Here is a 19,158-nt window from a genome sequence, read left to right on the forward strand (position 1 = left end):
CTGGACGGCGTCGCCATGCGCACACTGGAAGGCCTGGATTCCACGGCGCTGCCGCTGCAGGCGCTGGTGGCAGCCGGCGAGCCAGTGGTGCTGCGCGGCATCGCGCGCGACTGGGCATTGGTGCAGGCCGGGTCGCGTTCCCTGCAGGAGGCCATGGCCTACCTGCGCGGGTTCGAAGCAGGCCTGCCTGTTCCCTATTCCTTCGGCGGCCCCGAGATCGAAGGGCGTCCGTTCTACAACGCGGACTTCACCCGCTTGAACTTCGAGGTCCGGCGTGGCCTGCTGACAGAGGTGCTGGACGCAATCGCCGACCACCTCGATTCGCCGACCCCGCCCACCTATTACGTCGCTTCGCTGCTGATCGCGCGTGCGCTGCCTGGGTTCGCCCAGCACAACGACGCCGGACTGGCGGGGCAGGGCATCGATGCTTCGGCCAGCATCTGGGTCGGCAACCGGGTGACGGCCTCCTGCCATTACGACATTCCGGACAACCTGGCGTGCTGCGCGGTGGGCCGGCGCCGCTTCACCCTGTTTCCGCCGGAGCAGATCGACAACCTCTACCCGGGGCCGATGGAGCCCACCCCGGGTGGGCAGGTGGTCAGCGTGGTGGATGTCGACCAGCCGGATTTCGACCGCCATCCGCGCTTCCGTGATGCATTGGCAAGCGCGCAGACCGCCACGCTTGAACCCGGGGATGCCATCTTCATCCCGGGCCTGTGGTGGCACCACGTGCGCAGCCTGGAACCGTTCAACGTGCTGGTGAACTACTGGTGGCGCAGTGCGCCTGGCTATCTCGGCTCACCCCTGCCGGCGCTGCAGCATGCGATGTGGGCCCTGCGCGATCTACCGGCGCGCGAGAAGCAGGCGTGGGCAAAGATCTTCCAGTACTACGTGTTTGGTCCCGGCGAGCAGGCAGGGCAACACCTGCCCGAAGCGGCCCGGGGTGAGCTGGCACCGTTCGACGAGACGCAGGCGCGGCGCATGCGCGCCCAGCTGCTGGGTCGACTCAACCGCTGATGGGAGCATCGCATTGAACGCTGCGGACACTACACAAGGGCCGATCCGGAGAGTGGTGATCGCCGGTGGCGGCACTGCCGGCTGGCTGGCCGGCTGCGCACTGGCGCACCAGTTCCGGCAACAGCTGGACATCACCCTGGTGGAGTCCGAGCAGATCGGTACCGTGGGTGTGGGCGAATCCACCGTGCCGCCCATCCGCACGTTCCACCGTTTCCTGCAGATCGATGAGCAGGAGTTCCTGCGTGCGGTCGCCGGCACGTTCAAGCTGTCGATCTCGTTCGAGAACTGGCGTCGCCCCGGTGAACGCTTCATCCATCCTTTCGGCACGATCGGGCAGGGCACCTGGGCCACGCCGTTCCATCACTTCTGGCTGGACAGCCTGCGCCGCGGCATGCCCTCCGAGCTGGGCGACTTCTGCCTGGAAAGCGCCGCTTCCCTGGCCGACAGGTTCTCGCTGCAGACCCAACCCCAGGTCAACTACGCCTACCATTTCGACGCCGGGCTCTATGCCAGGTTCCTGCGCGGCAAGGCCGAAGCAAACGGCCTGCGGCGGGTGGAAGGCAAGATCCGCGAAGTCCGCCAGCATCCCCATGACGGCTCGGTTGCGTCGCTGGTGCTGGACGACGGGCAGGTCATCGAAGGCGATCTGTTCATCGACTGCACCGGCTTCCGCGGCCTGTTGACCGAGCAGACCCTGCATACCGGCTATGAAGACTGGAACGAATGGTTGCCCAGTGATCGCGCCGTTGCCGTGCAGACCGACTCGCCCGCGCCGCCGGTGCCCTACACCCGTGCCATCGCGCACGAGGCCGGGTGGCGCTGGCACATCGCGCTGCAGCACCGGGTCGGCTGCGGGCTGGTGTTCTCCAGCCGCCACATGTCCGATGACGAGGCGCAGGCCAAGCTGCTGCGTGATGTCGACGGACGGCCCCTGCGCGATCCCTGGCTGGTGCCGTTCCGCAGCGGGCGCCGGTTGCAGGCCTGGAACAGGAACGTGGTGGCGCTCGGGCTGGCCAGCGGCTTCATCGAGCCGCTGGAATCGACCAGCATCCACCTGACCATCAGCGCCGTGGTGCGCCTGATCCAGCTGTTCCCGTCCGACGGCATCACCCCTTCGCTGGTGGCGCTGTACAACGACGTGAGCCGCCAGGAGATGGAGCACGTGCGCGATTTCATCATCCTGCATTACCACGCCAACCAGCGCGACGAGCCGATGTGGAAGGCCTGCCGCGAGATGGCGCTGCCTGAATCGCTGCAGGTCCGCCTGCGCGCGTGGCGCGAGCGGGCCCATGCCTGGCAGGAACCTGGCGAGCTGTTCCGGGTCGACTCCTGGACCAGCGTCCTGATGGGCCAGGGTATCCAGCCCGGACCGCCGCACCCGCTTGCGCGGGCCATCGGCGATGCGGACCTGCGCACCCTGTTGCATCGCATCCGGCAGCCAGTGCAGGAAACGGTGGCGAAGATGCCGACGCAGGCAGAGTTCATCGAGCGCTACTGCAAGGCGGCGCCGGACGCATGGCAAAGGGGCAGGGCCGTGGCGTAGCCGCAGTGCGCGCTGTTGCATCGAATTGGTAGCGCTACCTTCAAGCCACTACGGGGTGCAGTGAATGGAATTGGTTGCGGGAATCGACGCTGGTACGCAAAGCCTGAAGGTGGTCGTCTACGACCCTGAAGGGCGCAGTCTCGTGGCCAGCGCCAGCGCGCCATTGCAGCTGACCAGCGCTGCAGACGGCAGCCGGGAACAGCGGCCGGCCGATTGGGTGACGGCACTGCACGCCTGCTTTGCTGCGATCGATCCGGCGGTGCGCTCCCGGATTGCCGCGCTGGCAGTCTCAGGACAGCAGCATGGGTTCGTGCCGGTCGATGCGGCCGGGGAGGTGCTGGCACCGGCCAAGCTGTGGTGCGACACCAGCACCTCGGCCGAATGCGTGCAGATCATGGACGCCGCAGGCGGCACGGCGCGCACCATCGCGTTGGCCGGCAACCCGGTGCTTGCCGGTTACACCGCCTCCAAGCTGCCGTGGACGAAAACGCACCGGCCCGACGCCTACGCGCGGCTTGCCACCATCCTGCTGCCGCACGATTACCTCAATTTCGTGTTGACCGGCGAGCGCTTCTGCGAATACGGCGATGCGTCGGGCACCGGCTGGCTGGATGTGCGCACCCGGACCTGGTCGGCCGAGCTGCTGCACGCGACCGATCCGCAGCGCGATCTCGCCGACTGCCTGCCACGCATCGCCGCGACCGAAGAGATGTTCGGCATCACCCCCGCCGCGGCGGCGGCGTTGGGCCTTCCCGCATCGGTGAAGGTGGCCGTCGGCGGTGGCGACAACATGATGGCGGCCGTGGGTACCGGCTGCGTCGTACCGGGTCGCCTGGTGATGAGCCTGGGTACGTCCGGCACCCTGTTTGCCTTCTCGGACACGCCCGTGGTCGACCCGGGCGGGGCATGGGCCGCGTTCTGCTCGTCGACCGGCGGCTGGTTGCCGCTGATCTGCACGATGAACTGCACCGTGGTGACCGGACAGGTCGCCGACGCCTTCGGCTTCAGCAGCCGCGAGGGCGACCGGCACCTGCAGGCCACGCCGCCCGGTGCCGACGGCCTGGTGATGCTGCCGTTCCTCAACGGCGAACGCACGCCGGACCTGCCGCAGGGCAAGGGGGTGCTGGCGGGCCTGGACACGACCAACATGACGCCGGCACACATCTACCGCGCGGCCATGGAAGGGGCCACCTACGCCCTGAAGTATGGCTACGACGCATTCGTCGGCGCGGGCATGCAGTTCGAACGCATCGTGCTGACCGGCGGCGGCAGCAACAGCGCGCAGTGGCGGCAACTGGTGGCCGATGTGTTCGGCCTGCCGGTGGACGTGCCGGCCCAGTCCGAAGGCGCGGCATTCGGTGCGGCATTGCAGGCCCTGTGGGCGTTGGGCCACGGCCGAGGCGATGCCGCCTCCATCGCCGACGTCGCCGACCGCCACGTTGCGCTTGACCCGCTGCGTTCGGCACGTCCGGACCCCGCACGCGCCGAAGCCTACGCCACGGCCTACGCCCGTTTCCTTCGACATCTCGACGCCATCACGCCGCTGTACCGCGGCTGATCTCTTTTCCGCGACACCTCGCACAACGACAGGAAGACGCACCATGAGCACGCAACCTTTCATCGGCGCCAAGGAATACTTCCCCGGCATCGGCCGCATTCCCTTCGAAGGCCGGGGCTCGGACAACCCGCTCGCGTTCAAGGTCTACGACGCGGACAAGGTCATCGGCGGCAGGACCATGCAGGAACATCTGCGCTTTGCAGTCTGTTACTGGCACACCTTCTGCAATGCCGGGCACGATCCGTTCGGTCCGGGTACCCGTCATTTCCCCTGGGAGGCCGGCTCGCCGATGGCGACCGCCGAGGCGAAGGTGGACGCGGCATTCGAGTTCTTCACCAAGCTGGGCGTGCCGTACTGGTGTTTCCACGATATCGACCTGGCGCCGGACGCCGAGGATGTCGGGCAGTACGAAAAGAACCTGAAGCACATGGTGGGCCTGGCCAAGGCGCGCCAGGATGCAACCGGCATGAAGCTGCTGTGGGGCACGGCCAACCTGTTCTCGCACCCGCGCTACATGAACGGTGCGTCCACCAACCCGGATTTCGCTGTGGTGGCGCGTGCCGCCGTGCAGGTAAAGGCGGCGCTGGAGGCCACCGTTGAACTGGGCGGCGAGCATTACGTGTTCTGGGGCGGCCGCGAAGGCTATGCCGCGCTGGCCAATACCCAGATGAAGCGCGAAGTCGACCACCTCGCGCGGTTCCTGACCATGGCGCGCGACCATGGCCGCAGCATCGGCCTGAAGGGCAACTTCCTGATCGAGCCCAAGCCGATGGAACCGATGAAGCACCAGTACGACTTCGACAGCGCCACCGTGGTGGGGTTCCTGAAGGAACATGGCCTGGACAAGGATTTCAAGCTCAACATCGAGGCCAACCACGCGACGCTGTCCGGCCACACCTTCGAACACGATCTGCAGGTCGCCTCGGACCACGGCCTGCTCGGCAGCATCGACGCCAACCGCGGCAACGCCCAGAACGGCTGGGATACCGACCAGTTCCCCACCGACCTGTACGACACCGTGGGCGCGATGCTGGTGGTGCTGCGCCAAGGCGGTCTGGAAGGCGGCTTGAACTTCGACGCCAAGGTGCGCCGTGAATCGACCGACCTGGAAGATCTGTTCATTGCCCACGTCGGCGGCATGGATGCCTTCGCCCGCGGGCTGGAAGTGGCCCATGCGCTGCTGAACGACTCGCCGCTGGAGCAGTGGCGCAAGGAGCGTTACGCCAGCTTCGACAGTGGTGCCGGCAAGGACTTCGCGGGCGGCGCGCTCAGTCTGGCAGAACTGGCTGCGCTTGGTGCCAAGGGCGGCGAGCCCAGGCAGATCAGCGGCAAGCAGGAGCGCTACGAGAACCTGATCAACCAGTACCTGCTGCGCTGAGCACAGCGGCTCGCATCGATGACACCGAACCGGGGAGGGGCACGGCAATGCAGCAGGCAATGAGCGGTGGAGAGAACACCCGGCTGATCGTACTGATCAGCGTGGTGGCGACGATTGGCGGATTCCTGTTCGGGTTCGACAGCGGCGTGATCAACGGCACCCAGGACGGCCTGCACCAGGCGTTCAGATCCGGCGAGTGGATGCAGGGGTTCGAGATCGCCTCGATGTTGCTGGGCTGCGCTGTCGGTGCCTTCAGCGCCGGCCGGCTGGCCGACCGTCTCGGCCGCCGCAACGTGCTGATCGTCTCGGCAGTGTTGTTCCTGCTGTCGGCGATCGGCGCCGGCGCCGCATCCTCCTCGGCGATGTTCATCGTCGCGCGGGTGTTGGGGGGCTTTGCGGTGGGGGCCGCCAGTGTCATCTCCCCGGCCTACATCGCCGAGGTCGCGCCGGCGCGCTACCGTGGCCGGCTCGCCACGGTCCAGCAGATCGCCATCATCAGCGGGCTGACCGTCGCTTTCCTGTCCAACTATCTGCTGGCGGCCACCGCCGGTGCGTCCACCGAGGCACTGTGGGGCGGGCACGCAGCATGGCGCTGGATGTTCTGGATGCAGGCCGTGCCCTCGCTGCTGTTCCTGGCACTGCTGCTGACCATTCCGGAAAGCCCGCGCTACCTGATGGTGAAGCGCCGCAAGGACGAGGCGCTGCAGGTGCTTGCGCGGCTGTACGGCGGTGTCGAGGCGCAGGCGAAGGCTGCCGAGATCGACGCTTCGCTGTCGAGCGACCACCATCGGCCGCGGCTGTCGGACCTGCGTAACACGGCCACCGGCAGGATCCGCCCGATTGTCTGGGTCGGCATCGGCCTGGCCACCTTCCAGCAGCTGGTCGGCATCAACGTGGTGTTCTACTACGGTGCCGTGCTCTGGCAGGCCGTCGGCTTCTCCGAGAACGACGCGCTGCTGATCAACGTGTTGTCCGGTGCGCTCAGCATCGGCGCCTGCATCGTCACCGTGCTGCTGATCGATCGCATCGGACGCAAGCCATTGCTGTGGGTGGGCTCGGCCGGCATGGCGGTGTCACTGGCACTGCTGGTGGCCGCATTCGCCAGTGGCTCGCTGGTCGATACGCACCTGCAGCTGCCTGCGGGCATGGGCACGCTGGCGCTGGTGGCGGCCAATGCCTATGTCGTGTTCTTCAACATCTCGTGGGGCCCGGTGATGTGGGTGATGCTGGGCGAGATGTTCCCCAACCAGATCCGCGGTTCGGGCCTGGCGGTGGCCGGTGCGGCGCAGTGGACCGCCAATTTCGCCGTCACCGTGACCTTCCCGATTCTGCTGGCCGCCACCGGGCTGGCAGCCACGTACAGCATCTACCTGGTGGCGGCGGTCATTTCGGTGTTCTTCGTGCTCAAGTACGTGCACGAAACCAAGGGCAAGGAACTGGAGCAGATGGAAGGATGAACGCGATGACCCATCGACACGTTGGCCGCGCCCACGCTGGCGTGCTGCTGACCACGCTGCTGCTGGCACTGGCGGCCTGCGGCAAGGATGAGAAAGCAGCTGCAACTGCAGCCGCGACGCCGGACCCGTGGCCGCAGGTCGCCTGGCCACTGGCCGAGGACCCCGCGCTGGAGAAGCGCATCACCGACCTGATGGCCAGCATGACGGTGGAGGAGAAGGTCGGCCAGCTGGTGCAGGGCGATATCGCCAGCATCACCCCCGACGACGTGCGCCGCTATCGGTTGGGCTCGGTCCTGGCCGGCGGCAATTCCGATCCCGGTGGCCGTTACGATGCCGCGCCGGCCGAATGGCTGGCGCTGGCCGATGCGTTCTACGCGGCGTCGATGGACACCTCCACCGGCGGCAAAGCGATTCCGGTGCTGTTCGGCATTGATGCCGTGCACGGGCAGAGCAACATCATCGGCGCGACGCTGTTCCCGCACAACATCGGCCTGGGCGCGGCCCGCAACCCGGATCTGCTGCGCCGGATCGGCGAGGTGACCGCGCTGGAGACCCGTGCGACCGGGATGGAGTGGGCGTTCGCACCAACCGTGGCGGTACCGCAGGACGACCGCTGGGGGCGCACCTATGAGGGCTATTCCGAATCGCCCGAGGTGGTGGCCAGCTATGCCGGTGCAATGGTCGAAGGGCTGCAGGGCAAAGTGGGTACGCCCGCGTTCCTCGATGGTCGTCATGTGATCGCCTCGGTGAAGCACTTCCTCGGCGACGGTGGCACTACCGATGGCAAGGACCAGGGGGATACCCGGATCAGCGAAGCGGACCTGGTGCGCATCCACGCGGCCGGCTATCCGCCGGCGATCGCTGCAGGCGCACAGACCGTCATGGCCTCCTTCAACAGCGTCAACGGCGAAAAAATGCATGGCCACAGGCAGTACCTGACCGATGCGTTGAAGGGCCTCATGCATTTCGGTGGATTCGTGGTGGGCGACTGGAACGGCCACGGGCAGGTCAAGGGCTGCACGACCACCGATTGCCCCGCCACCATCAATGCGGGCCTGGACATGGCCATGGCCTCGGACAGCTGGAAGGGCTTCTACGAGACCACGCTTGCCGCCGTGAAAAACGGCACCATCAGCCAGCAACGGCTGGACGAGGCAGTGCGTAGGATCCTGCGCGTCAAGATGCGGCTGGGTCTGTTCGAGGCCGGCAAGCCGTCCACACGTGCGGTCGGCGGCCAGTTCGCCCTCATCGGCGCACCGGAACATCGTGCGCTGGCACGGCAGGCGGTGCGCGAATCGCTGGTACTGCTGAAGAACCAGGGGGGCGTGTTGCCACTGTCGCCCAGGCAACGGATCCTGGTGGCCGGTGACGGTGCCAACGACGTGGGCAAGCAGGCCGGCGGCTGGACGCTGAACTGGCAGGGCACCGGCACGACCCGCAAGGACTTCCCCAATGCGGACACGATCTACGAGGGCATCGCCCAGCAGGCGTCGGCCGCGGGTGGCGAGGCAGTGCTGGCGGTCGATGGGAAATATGTAACGAAGCCGGATGTGGCCGTGGTGGTATTCGGCGAGAGCCCGTATGCCGAGTTCCAGGGCGATCTGCCGACGCTGGCCTACAAGCCGGGGGACGATGCCGACCTTGACCTGATCAAGCGGCTGAAGGCCGACGGCATTCCGGTGGTGGCCGTGTTCCTGAGCGGACGCCCGCTGTGGGTCAACCGCGAGATCAACGCCGCTGATGCGTTCGTGGCGGCGTGGCTGCCCGGTTCGGAAGGTGCTGGCGTTGCCGACGTGCTGCTGCGCAGGCCTGATGGCAGCGTGCAGCACGATTTCAAGGGCAGGTTGAGCTTCAGCTGGCCGCGCACGGCGACGCAGTACGCCAACAATGTGGGGCAGAAGGATTACAACCCGCAGTTCGCCTTCGGCTTCGGCCTGTCCTACGCCGACAACGGCGATCTGGCGGCGCTGCCGGAAGTCTCCGGGGTAACTGGCAATGAAGGTGCCGCCGGCGTGTTCTTCGCGCGCGGCGAAGCCGGTTCCGGCATGGCCCTGCGCCTGCAGAACAGCACGGGGCAGGGCGTTACGGTCACCAAGGTGCCGGAGGCCCTGGAGGGCGATCTGCTCAAGGTCACCGGCGTGGACCACCTGGCACAGGAAGACGGCCGCCGCCTGGCCTGGTCGGGCAAGGCTGAGGCAGTTGCCGCGCTGCAGTCACACACGGCACTGGACCTGCAGCGCGAAAGCAACGGCGACCTGATGCTGCTGACCACGCTGCGGGTGGAGTCTGCACCCCGTGGCGAGGCCTGGTTGGCGGTGGGCTGCGGCACGGGCTGCTCGGCCCGCATTGCGCTCACGCCGACGCTGGCAAAACTGCCGGTGGGCCAATGGACGCGCGTGGGCGTGCCGCTGAAGTGCCTTGCAGCCGCAGGTGCGGACGTCGGCAAGCTGGATCGCCCGTGGTCGATCGGAACGGCGGGGGCGATGACACTGTCGGTGTCACGTGTCGCGCTGGGCGCCCTGAACGAGGCGGAGACCAGCATCGGGTGCGCAGGCGCGTGACCGTGACGCTGCGTCCTGCGCTATCGGGAACCGGGTGGGCGCGTGACCGAATCGCGCACCACCAGCCGGTGCGGCACCACGAGGTCGGTCAACACGCGCACGCCCTCGCTGCGGCGGCGGATGGTGCGCAGCAGGATCTCGATGGCGGCATCGGCCATCGAGGCGATGGGCTGATGGATGGTGGTGAGCTCGGGCCAGACCGTCGTGGCGGCGGAGCTGTCATCGAAGCCGACCACCGACAGGTCGCGGGGCACCTCCAGGCCACGCCGGTGCGCGACGGAGATCGCCGCCGCGCCCATATCGTCGTTGCTGGCCAGGATTGCGGTGGGCGGCCTGGGCTGGCACAGCAGTTTCTCGGCAGCGGCCAGCCCGGAGCGGTAGGTGTAGTCGCCCTGTTCGACCAGGGCGGGGTCGACCTCCAGCCCGGCGTCGTGCAGCGCGCTGACAAAGCCGTCATAGCGCCGCGCGCTGGCACTGAGGTCGGTGCGCCCGCAGATGAAGCCGATGCGGCGGTGGCCCTGCTGGATCAGGTGTTCAGCCAATTCCCTGCCGGCGTGGAAGTCATCGATGCGCACGCAGGAAATGTCATTGCCGAGGTGACCCGGCGCGATAGCCACCACCGGGATGCCGGCCTTGACCAGCTCGGTCACCACGGGCTTCGATTCGCACAGCGGCGGCGGCAGGATGACGCCGTCCACCCGCCCGGCCAGGGCACGCGCGGCCTTGCGCTGGGCCGCGGGGCCCGGCTCGTCCCAGTAGTCGATGACCAGCTGGATGGCAGCATTGGACGCTACGCGCAGCAGGCCGACCAGCAGTTCGCGCAGGTAGGCACCGCTGGGGTCGGTGTAGATCAGTGCAATACGCGTGTGCTGCGCGGCGGCCAGCGAACTGGCGGCGAGGTTGGGCGTATAGCCCAGTTCACGCACTGCGCGCATCACGCGCTCGCGGGTGACGTCGCGCACCTTGCCCTGGTTGATCGCCCGCGACACCGTCATCGGCGACACTCCGGCCAGGGCCGCCACCTCGTCGATCGTCACACCACTGGTTTTGCGGCGGACCGATTTCTTCGGCTTGTCCAATACGCGCTCCCGTTCTTCTCTGTGACGCTGCCGAAGCCCGCGCACGTCCGGAGCTTACAAGGTTTGCCGGCCAACCAGCGGTCCGGTCCGGATGGCGAGCGGTGTCATTGGATGTTCGCTGCCGTGCTGGTGCTGCTGGCCTGCATGGGCGACGCGCGCGCAGAGGATGGCCATGCCCTGTGGATGCGCTACGTCCCGCTCGAACCGGTCCTTGCTGCCGACTACCGTGCCCGCCTGGGGCAGGTGGTGGCCCCTGATCACACACCCACGCAGCGCGCCGCGCGCGATGAACTGCAGCGTGGACTGGCCGGGCTGCTCGGCAGCGCTCCGCAGTTGGCAGGTACGGCAGCCACCGGCCCCATGCTGGTGCTGGGTACGCCGCAGTCGTCGGCGTTGATCGCGCCGTTGCGTGCGCAGATGCAGCCGCTGGGCGAGGAAGGCTACCTGCTCAAGCGCACACGGGTGGGCGGGCGCGATGTGCTGCTGGTCGCCGCACCGCGGGATATCGGCGTGCTGTACGGCGTGTTCCATCTGCTGCGGCTGCTGCAGACGGGCGCGGTACTGGACGCTCTCGATGTGCGTCAATCGCCACGGCTCCGGCTGCGCGTGCTCAATCACTGGGACAACCTGGATGGCCATGTCGAACGTGGCTACGCAGGCCGTTCACTGTGGGACTGGCAGACGTTGCCGGAGTGGCGCGACCCGCGCTACACCAACTATGCACGCGCCAACGCATCCGTAGGCATCAACGGCACCGTGCTCAACAACGTGAATGCAAATGCGCAGAGTCTTGCGCCGGACTATCTCGACAAAGCGGCAACACTGGCCGATCTTTTCCGTCCGTACGGCATCCGTGTCTACCTGAGTGCACGCTTCAGCGCACCCATCGAGCTGGGCGGGCTCGACACCGCCGATCCGCTCGACCCGGCCGTGCAACGCTGGTGGCGCGACAAAGCCGAGCAGATCTACGCGCGCATTCCCGATTTCGGTGGCTTCCTGGTGAAGGCCAATTCGGAAGGGCAGCCCGGCCCGCAGGACTACGGCCGCTCGCACGCCGACGGCGCCAACCTGCTGGCCGATGCGCTGGCCCCGCACGGCGGCGTGGTGATGTGGCGCGCCTTCGTCTATGCGCACGACGTTCCTGCGGACCGCGCCACGCAGGCCTACAGCGAATTCGCCGGCCTGGATGGTGCGTTCCGCCCGAACGTGGTGCTGCAGGTGAAGAACGGGCCCATCGACTTCCAGCCGCGTGAGCCGTTCCATCCGCTGTTCGGAGCCATGCCGCGCACGCCGCTGGTGATGGAAGTGCAGATCACCAAGGAGTACCTGGGCTTTGCCACGCATCTGGTTTACCTGGGGCCGTTGTACGAGGAAGTGCTGCGGGCCGACACCCGCATACGCGGCAAGGGGGCCACCGTGGCGCAGTCCCTGGCCGGCATGGCCGGGGTCGCCAACATCGGCACCGACCGCACCTGGAGTGGATCGCACTTCGACCAGGCCAACTGGTACGCCTTCGGGCGCCTTGCGTGGGATCCGCGGCAATCGGCCCAGGACATCGCGGCGGACTGGGCGGCGCTGACGTTCTCGGCCGATCCCGGCGTGGTGCAGCCCATCGTCGGGATGATGATGGCCTCGCGCGAGGCTGCGGTGAACTACATGACGCCGCTGGGCCTGCACCATCTGATGGCGCGGGGGCACCACTATGGTCCCGGTCCATGGGTCGATGGCGGCCCGCGCGCGGACTGGACGTCGGTGTACTACCACCGTGCGGATCACAACGGCATCGGCTTCGACCGCACCGCACGCGGCAGCAACGCCGTGGCCCAGTATTCCCCCGGCGTGGCCGAGCAGTATGGCGACCTGGCGCGGGTTCCGGAGCCGATGCTGCTGTGGTTCCACCACGTGCCGTGGGATCACCGCATGGCCTCTGGGCGGACGTTGTGGGACGAACTGCTCGGGCGCTACTCGCAGGGGGTACGGCAGGTGCAGGGCATGCAGGCCACCTGGGCGGGGCTGCAGGGCAAGGTGGATGCGCAACGGCATGCGCAGGTCACGGCCTTCCTGCGTATCCAGCAGCGCGAAGCACAGTGGTGGCGCGATGCCAGCGTGGCGTACTTCCAGTCGGTGAGCGGCAGACCGTTGCCCGCAGGCGAAGCCGCGCCGCCGCATCCGCTGGCCTGGTACCAGGCCCTGCAGTTTCCCTCCGCGCCAGGAGATGGCCGATGAAGCCGACGTCGTGGGTGGGATGGCTGCTGCTGGTTGCCATGGGCGGCTGCGCCACGCGTGCAGCGGCACAGGAACCAACGATGGCGCTGCTGCATCCGCTGTTCCAGGATCACGCCGTGCTGCAGCGTGACCGGCCGATTCCGGTATGGGGCCAGGCCACACCGGGCGCCTCGGTTTCCGTGGCGTTTGCAGGGCGCACTGTCAGCACGCACGCGGCTGGCGATGGCCGCTGGCACGCAACGCTGCCGCCTGCCGCAGCCGGCGGACCTTACGAAATGTCGGTCCGGTCCGGGCATGCCAGCCAGATCGTGCGCGACGTGCAGATCGGCGATGTCTGGTTGTGTTCCGGGCAGTCGAACATGGAGCTTCCGGTGTGGCGCGCGCTTGATGCAGGCAGCGAGATCGCCTCCGCCACGGAACCGGGGATCCGCCTGTTCACCGTGCCGAAGGCGGCGGCGGTTTCACCGCAGAGTGATTTTTCCGCGTCTGTGGCATGGCGCCCCGCCTCACCGGACACCGTGCGTGACTTTTCCGCCGCGTGTTTCTACTTTGCGCGTGATCTGCGCAGGACCGTCGACGTTCCGATGGGGCTGATCCAGGCAGCGTGGGGCGGCTCGCGTATCGAGGCCTGGACCAGCAGCGATGCCCTGCGCATGCAGGGTGGCCTGGGCCCAGCGCTTGACGTGCTCGCGCTGTACGCCCGTGATCCGGCTGCGGCAAACGAACGTTGGGGCCAGCAGTGGCAACACTGGTGGGCCCAGCGCGCCGGTGTCGCCGCCGCCGATGCACCCTGGCAGCCAGGCACCGACAGCCGTGGATGGCAACGCGCACCCGCCACGCTCGGGGCGTGGGAGCGCTGGGGTGTGCCAGCGCTGGCCGGCTACAACGGCATGGTCTGGTACCGCACCCAGGTGACACTGAGCGCCGACCAGGCAGCCAAGCGCGCACAGCTTGAGCTCGGCCCCATCGACGAGACGGACATGACCTGGGTGAACGGCGTGGCCGTGGGCAGCCAGTACGGTGCGGGCGAGCGGCGAACCTATGCGCTGCCAGCCGGATTGCTGAAAGCCGGCGCCAACACCGTGGTGATCAATGTCCTGGACACCTACGGTGAGGGTGGCCTTGCAGGGCCCGCGAGCGCGCACGCCATCGGCCTGGATGACGGTACGCGCATCGAGCTGGATGCCCGCTGGCAGTACCGGCTGGCGCCCGGCGCACAGGCGCCGCCGCTGGCACCGTGGCACGCCGCCACGGGACTGTCGACGCTGTACAACGGCATGATCGCGCCGCTGGGTGCCTATGGCCTGCGCGGCGTGCTGTGGTACCAGGGTGAATCCAACACCGGCGACGCAACGGCATACCTCGCACGCCTGCGCAGCCTGCGTGACGACTGGCGGGGGCGGTTCGGCGCGCACACGCCGCTGCTGCTGGTGCAGCTGGCCGGCTATGGCCAGCCACCCGTGGCGCCGGTTGAAAGTGGCTGGGCGCAGGTGCGCGAGGCGCAGCGGCTCGCTGCGGCGGAAGACCCGCGCACCGGGCTGGCCGTGGCCATCGACATCGGCGATGCCTACGACATCCACCCGCCGAACAAGCAGGAACTGGGCCGGCGGCTGGCGCGGGCAGCGCGCCATGTGGTCTATGGCGAGCGCAGCCTGGCGCCCGCCGGCCCAACTGCACACACGGCATCGGCCACGCGCGCCGGCGTGCGTATCCGCTTCAACGGGGTCACCGGCACCCTGGTCACGACCGGCGCGAACGGCCCCATCGGCTTCGAGCTGTGCGACGCCGATGCGCACCACTGCCACTACGCCGACGCGGTGCTGCACGGGCACGACGTCGTGCTGCGCAGCCCGCTGGCAGACGCGGGCGGGCGCGTGCGCTACTGCTGGGCCGATGGCCCGGTGTGCACCCTGCGCGACAGCAGTGGGGCGCCCGCCGGCCCGTTCGAGCTTTCCATCACCCCTGCGGAGGTTCCCTGATGCGTCTGCTGCTGGCTTCAGTACTCGTGTTGATGTCGTTGCTGCCGCAGGCGGGGGCAGCGGAGCCCGCGCCGCCGGTCTACTTCGACTGGTTCGAGTACAGCGGTCGCGACGCGGCCTTCGATGCGACGTTGCCGGCCGGGCACTATCGCAACCCGATTCTTGCCGGGTTCCATGCCGACCCCAGCATCGTCGCCGCAAACGGGCGCTTCTATCTGGTCAATTCCAGCTTCACCTACTTCCCGGGCATCCCGGTATTCGAAAGCGTGGACCTGGTGCACTGGAAGCAGATCGGCAATGTGATCGACCGACCGTCGCAGCTGGACTTCGACGGACTGGGCGTGTCGCGCGGTATCTTCGCGCCGGCCATCAGTTACCACGACGGCATGTTCTACGTGGTCACCACGGCCGTCGACAGCGGCGGCAACTTCATCGCTACCGCCCGTGATCCTGCCGGTCCCTGGTCCGACCCGCACTGGCTGCCTGGCATCGATGGAATCGATCCGTCATTGTTCTTCGACAACGACGGCACCGTGTATCTGCTCAACAACGATGTACCGCCTGGCCCGCCACGTTACGAGGGCCACCGTGCCATCTGGATGCAGCAGATTGATCTGGCGGCCTTCACCCCGGTAGGCCCCCGCAAGGTGTTGATCGACGGCGGGGTGGAGCCGGCCAGGAACCCGATCTGGATCGAGGGGCCGCACATCTACCAACGCGATGGCTGGTACTACCTCTCCGACGCGGAAGGCGGCACCGGGCCGCAACATTCGCAGGTGGTGCTGCGCAGCCGTGATGTGTGGGGGCCCTACGTGCCGTATGCGGGCAATCCGATTCTCACCCAGCGTGACCTGCCCGCCGACAGGCCGTTGCCGATCACCAATGCCGGACATGCGGATCTGGTGGAGGGGCCGGACGGCTCATGGTGGGCGGTGTTCCTTGCCAGCCGCAACTACGACACGCGCCACTACAACACCGGGCGCGAGACCTATCTGCTGCCGGTGCAATGGCGTGACGGCTGGCCGGTGATCCTGCCGGCCAACCAGGTCATTCCGTATGCGGCCAGAGCGCCTTCCTGGATGCAGGGCGAAGCGTCGCAGGCGCCGTCCACCGGCAATTTCACCGAACGTGACGAATTCGATGCGCCCACACTCGGCAGCGGCTGGCTGCGCGTGCGCGTCCCCAGGCAGTCGTGGGCGGACCTGCGCGAGCGACCGGGGGCCTTGGCCATCCATCCGCTGGCGGAGAACCTGGACACGCTGCGCAACCCCGCGTTCCTCGGCCGGCGCCAGCAGCACCTGCGCTTCGAATCCAGCACGGCCATGACCCGGCCGGCGGCGGGCGTGGCCGCAGGCCTGGCAGCTTTCCAGAGCGAGACCCACTGGTATTTCCTTGGCGTGCGCAGCCTCGGCGGTGACCGCGTGGCGGTCTTCCTGGAAGCGCGCGACGGCGGCGGTGTCACCCGCACCCTGGCAACGCGCCAGGCAACGGCAGCGACGTCGCTGCGCCTGAAGATCGCCGGTGACGAAGGCCGCTATGCGTTCGCCTTCGACAGCGGCGACGGGCGTGGCTGGCAGACACTGGCCGATGCCGTGGACGGAACGGTGTTGAGTACGGATCGTGCAGGCGGCTTCGTCGGCGCCCTGCTGGGACCATTCGCGCGCGACGAGCGTGCATTGAGGAGCAAATGATGACGCGCACTCCCATCTTCCGCACGCTGGCCCTGTGCGCTGCCATCGCGCTGGCGGGCACGGGTTACGCAGCCGAGCCCGCGCCCTGGCTCGACACCTCGGACAGCTTTGAAAACCGCGCCGCTGCCCTGGTCGCACGGATGACCCTGGAGGAGAAGGCAGCGCAGATGCAGAACGCCGCGCCCGCGATCGAGCGCCTGGGCGTTCCGGCCTACGACTGGTGGAACGAAGGCCTGCATGGCGTGGCGCGGGCAGGGCAGGCCACCGTGTTTCCGCAGGCCATCGGCCTGGCGGCCACCTTCAATGTACCGCTGATGGGGCAGGTGGCCAGCACCATCAGCGACGAGGCCCGTGCCAAGCACCACCAGTTCCTCCGTGAAGGCTCGCATGGCCGCTACCAGGGGCTGACCTACTGGTCGCCGAACATCAACATCTTCCGCGACCCGCGATGGGGCCGTGGCCAGGAAACCTACGGCGAGGACCCGTACCTCACCGCCCGCATGGGCGTGGCCTTCGTGCACGGCCTGCAGGGCGATGACCCGGTGTACCGCAAGCTCGACGCCACCGCCAAGCACCTGGCCGTGCACAGTGGCCCCGAGGCCGACCGCCACCACTTCGATGCGCGCCCGAGCAAGCGCGACCTGTACGACACCTACCTGCCCGCGTTCGAGGCGCTGGTGAAAGAGGGGCAGGTAGACGCGGTGATGGGCGCCTACAACCGGGTGTACGGCGAGTCCGCCAGCGCCAGCCGGTTCCTGCTGCGCGACGTGCTGCGCCGCGACTGGGGCTTCAAGGGCTACGTGGTGTCCGACTGCTGGGCCATCGTCGACATCTGGAAACATCACCGGATCGTTCCCAGCCGCGAGGCGGCTGCCGCGTTGGCGGTCGGCAACGGCACCGAACTGGAGTGCGGCCAGGAATACGCCACGCTGCCGGCGGCGGTGCGGCAGGGCCTGATCAGCGAGGCGGAGATCGACGATGCGGTGACCCGCCTGTTTGCCGCGCGGATGCGGCTGGGCATGTTCGATCCACCCGAGCGCGTGCGCTGGGCGCAGATTCCCGCGTCGGTCAACCAGGCTCCGGCGCATGATGCGCTGGCCCTGAAGGCCGCCCAGGAATCGCTGGTGCTGCTGAAGAACGATGGCGTGCTGCCGCTGTCGCGCAACCTCAAGCGCATCGCCGTGATCGGCCCCACGGCCGATGACACCATGGCACTGCTCGGCAACTACTTCGGCACCCCGGCCGCGCCGGTCACCCTCCTGCAGGGCATCCGCGATGCCGCCAAGGGAATCGAGGTGAGCTACGCACGCGGCGTGGACCTGGTTGAAGGGCGCGACGATCCCAGCGCCACACCCTTGATCGAAGCGACCTACCTGCGCCCGTCGGCTGACTCGCCGGAGCGCGGGCTGCGCGGCGAGTATTTCCGTACCGCCGATCTTTCCGGCACTCCGGCCCTGGTCCGCACCGATGCCCAGATCGGATTCCGCTGGGATCGGGGTTCCCCGACCGACAACCTGCTGGCCCGTGGTGAAGCCGCACCGGGGCAGGGCATCCCCAGCGATGGTTTCAGCATCCGCTGGACTGGCCAGTTGCTGCCGCCCGTCTCGGGGCGCTACCGGATCGAGGCGGCCGCCGACGATGGTTTCCGCCTCTACGTGGACGGCAAGCGGGTGCTCGACCACTGGGCCAACAGTGATCGCCTGCACGGCGATGGCGTGGACCTGGACCTGCAGGCCGGCCGCGCCTATGACCTGAGGCTTGAGTACTTCGACGCCGAGCGCGATGCCGGCGTCCGCCTGGGGTGGCGCATGCCCGGAGCCAAGCCGCCGTTCGAAGCGGCACTGGAGGCCGCGCGCAACGCCGATGTGGTGGTGTTCGTGGGCGGCCTCACCGGCGACGTCGAAGGCGAAGAAATGAAGGTCAACTACCCGGGCTTCGCCGGCGGTGACCGTACCGACCTGCGCCTGCCCGCGCCCCAGCGCTCGCTGCTGGAAGCGCTGCATGGCACCGGCAAACCGGTGGTGATGGTCCTCACCGGCGGCTCTGCCATGGCGGTGGACTGGGCGCAGCAGAATCTGTCCGCCATCCTGATGAGCTGGTATCCCGGGCAACGCGGCGGCACTGCCGTCGGCCAGGCGCTGTTCGGCGACGTCAATCCGGGCGGGCGCCTGCCGGTGACCTTCTACAAGGCGGACGAGGCGATGCCGGCCTTTGACGACTACACGATGGAAGGACGCACCTACCGCTACTTCCGCGGTACCCCGCTGTATCCGTTCGGGCACGGGCTGTCGTACACCCGCTTCGACTACGGCAGGCTGCAGCTCGATTCAACGCGCATCGCCAACAACGGGACACTCAAGGTGCAGGTCGAGATCGCCAACACGGGCAAGCGCGCCGGCGACGAAGTGGTCCAGCTGTATGTGCGACGGCTGCAGGCCGGGCCTGGCGACGCACGCCAGACATTGCGCGGCTTCCAGCGTGTGCACCTGGCCGCAGGCGAGCGGCGCACCGTGGTGTTCGACCTGGAAGCGCAGCAGGCCCTGCGCCACTATGACGACGCGCGCGGCGGCTATGCCGTGCCGGCGGGCGCGTACGAGGCATGGGTGGGCAGCTCCAGCGCCGACATCCGCGCGAAGGCCGGGTTCACCGTGGAGACCAACCGTGACTGA

Annotated in this window: 11 protein-coding genes; 10 read left to right on the forward strand and 1 reads right to left on the reverse strand. The window is 68.0% G+C overall.

Annotation, left to right across the window (positions count from 1 at the left end):
- Nucleotides 1-15 precede the first annotated feature (15 nt).
- The 6 genes from ABIA73_RS01990 (at nucleotide 16) to ABIA73_RS02015 (ending at nucleotide 9,514) form a co-directional block, all read left to right on the forward strand.
- Complete coding sequence (locus ABIA73_RS01990; RefSeq protein WP_502960538.1) at nucleotides 16-1,017, forward strand: cupin-like domain-containing protein; 1,002 nt, start codon at nucleotides 16-18, stop codon at nucleotides 1,015-1,017.
- A gap of 13 nt (nucleotides 1,018-1,030) precedes the next feature.
- Nucleotides 1,031-2,560 carry a tryptophan halogenase family protein gene (locus tag ABIA73_RS01995; RefSeq protein WP_354275353.1) on the forward strand — a complete coding sequence of 510 codons (1,530 nt, stop codon included), beginning with the start codon at nucleotides 1,031-1,033 and terminating at the stop codon, nucleotides 2,558-2,560.
- A gap of 64 nt (nucleotides 2,561-2,624) precedes the next feature.
- A complete protein-coding gene (gene xylB / locus ABIA73_RS02000) occupies nucleotides 2,625-4,118 on the forward strand; it encodes a xylulokinase (protein ID WP_025877148.1) in 1,494 nt (497 codons plus the stop codon).
- 43 nt (nucleotides 4,119-4,161) lie between these two features.
- Entirely contained in the window at nucleotides 4,162-5,496 is a 1,335-nt protein-coding gene (gene xylA, locus ABIA73_RS02005) for a xylose isomerase (protein WP_025877150.1), read from the forward strand.
- Nucleotides 5,497-5,543: 47 nt separating this feature from the next.
- Nucleotides 5,544-6,953, forward strand: a complete 1,410-nt coding sequence (locus ABIA73_RS02010) for a sugar porter family MFS transporter (RefSeq protein WP_354275354.1) — start codon at nucleotides 5,544-5,546, stop codon at nucleotides 6,951-6,953.
- A 5-nt stretch (nucleotides 6,954-6,958) separates the two neighbouring features.
- A complete protein-coding gene (locus ABIA73_RS02015; protein ID WP_502960539.1) occupies nucleotides 6,959-9,514 on the forward strand; it encodes a glycoside hydrolase family 3 N-terminal domain-containing protein in 2,556 nt (851 codons plus the stop codon).
- Nucleotides 9,515-9,534: 20 nt separating this feature from the next.
- On the opposite strand, the gene ABIA73_RS02020 is transcribed toward ABIA73_RS02015, so the two are convergent.
- A complete protein-coding gene (locus ABIA73_RS02020) occupies nucleotides 9,535-10,593 on the reverse strand; it encodes a LacI family DNA-binding transcriptional regulator (RefSeq protein WP_059064186.1) in 1,059 nt (352 codons plus the stop codon).
- A 111-nt stretch (nucleotides 10,594-10,704) separates the two neighbouring features.
- Between ABIA73_RS02020 and ABIA73_RS02025 the strand changes: the two genes are divergently transcribed.
- From ABIA73_RS02025 to ABIA73_RS02040, 4 genes are read left to right on the forward strand one after another with little or no spacing between them, the layout of a single operon-like run.
- Nucleotides 10,705-12,819 carry an alpha-glucuronidase family glycosyl hydrolase gene (locus tag ABIA73_RS02025; RefSeq protein ID WP_354275356.1) on the forward strand — a complete coding sequence of 705 codons (2,115 nt, stop codon included), beginning with the start codon at nucleotides 10,705-10,707 and terminating at the stop codon, nucleotides 12,817-12,819.
- Nucleotides 12,816-14,798: a sialate O-acetylesterase gene (locus tag ABIA73_RS02030; protein WP_354275357.1), complete on the forward strand. Its 1,983-nt coding sequence runs from the start codon at nucleotides 12,816-12,818 to the stop codon at nucleotides 14,796-14,798. The genes ABIA73_RS02025 and ABIA73_RS02030 overlap by 4 nt, the downstream gene beginning before the upstream one ends.
- A complete protein-coding gene (locus tag ABIA73_RS02035; RefSeq protein ID WP_354275358.1) occupies nucleotides 14,798-16,489 on the forward strand; it encodes a glycoside hydrolase family 43 protein in 1,692 nt (563 codons plus the stop codon). The genes ABIA73_RS02030 and ABIA73_RS02035 overlap by 1 nt, the downstream gene beginning before the upstream one ends.
- The gene (locus ABIA73_RS02040) at nucleotides 16,486-19,158 is read left to right on the forward strand and encodes a glycoside hydrolase family 3 protein (protein ID WP_354275359.1); all 2,673 of its coding nucleotides are present in this window, start codon (nucleotides 16,486-16,488) and stop codon (nucleotides 19,156-19,158) included. Before ABIA73_RS02035 ends, ABIA73_RS02040 begins: the two co-directional genes overlap by 4 nt.

This window comes from Stenotrophomonas sp. 2694 (assembly GCF_040548715.1).
In the GTDB taxonomy this organism is placed as follows: Bacteria; Pseudomonadota; Gammaproteobacteria; order Xanthomonadales; family Xanthomonadaceae; genus Stenotrophomonas; species Stenotrophomonas indicatrix.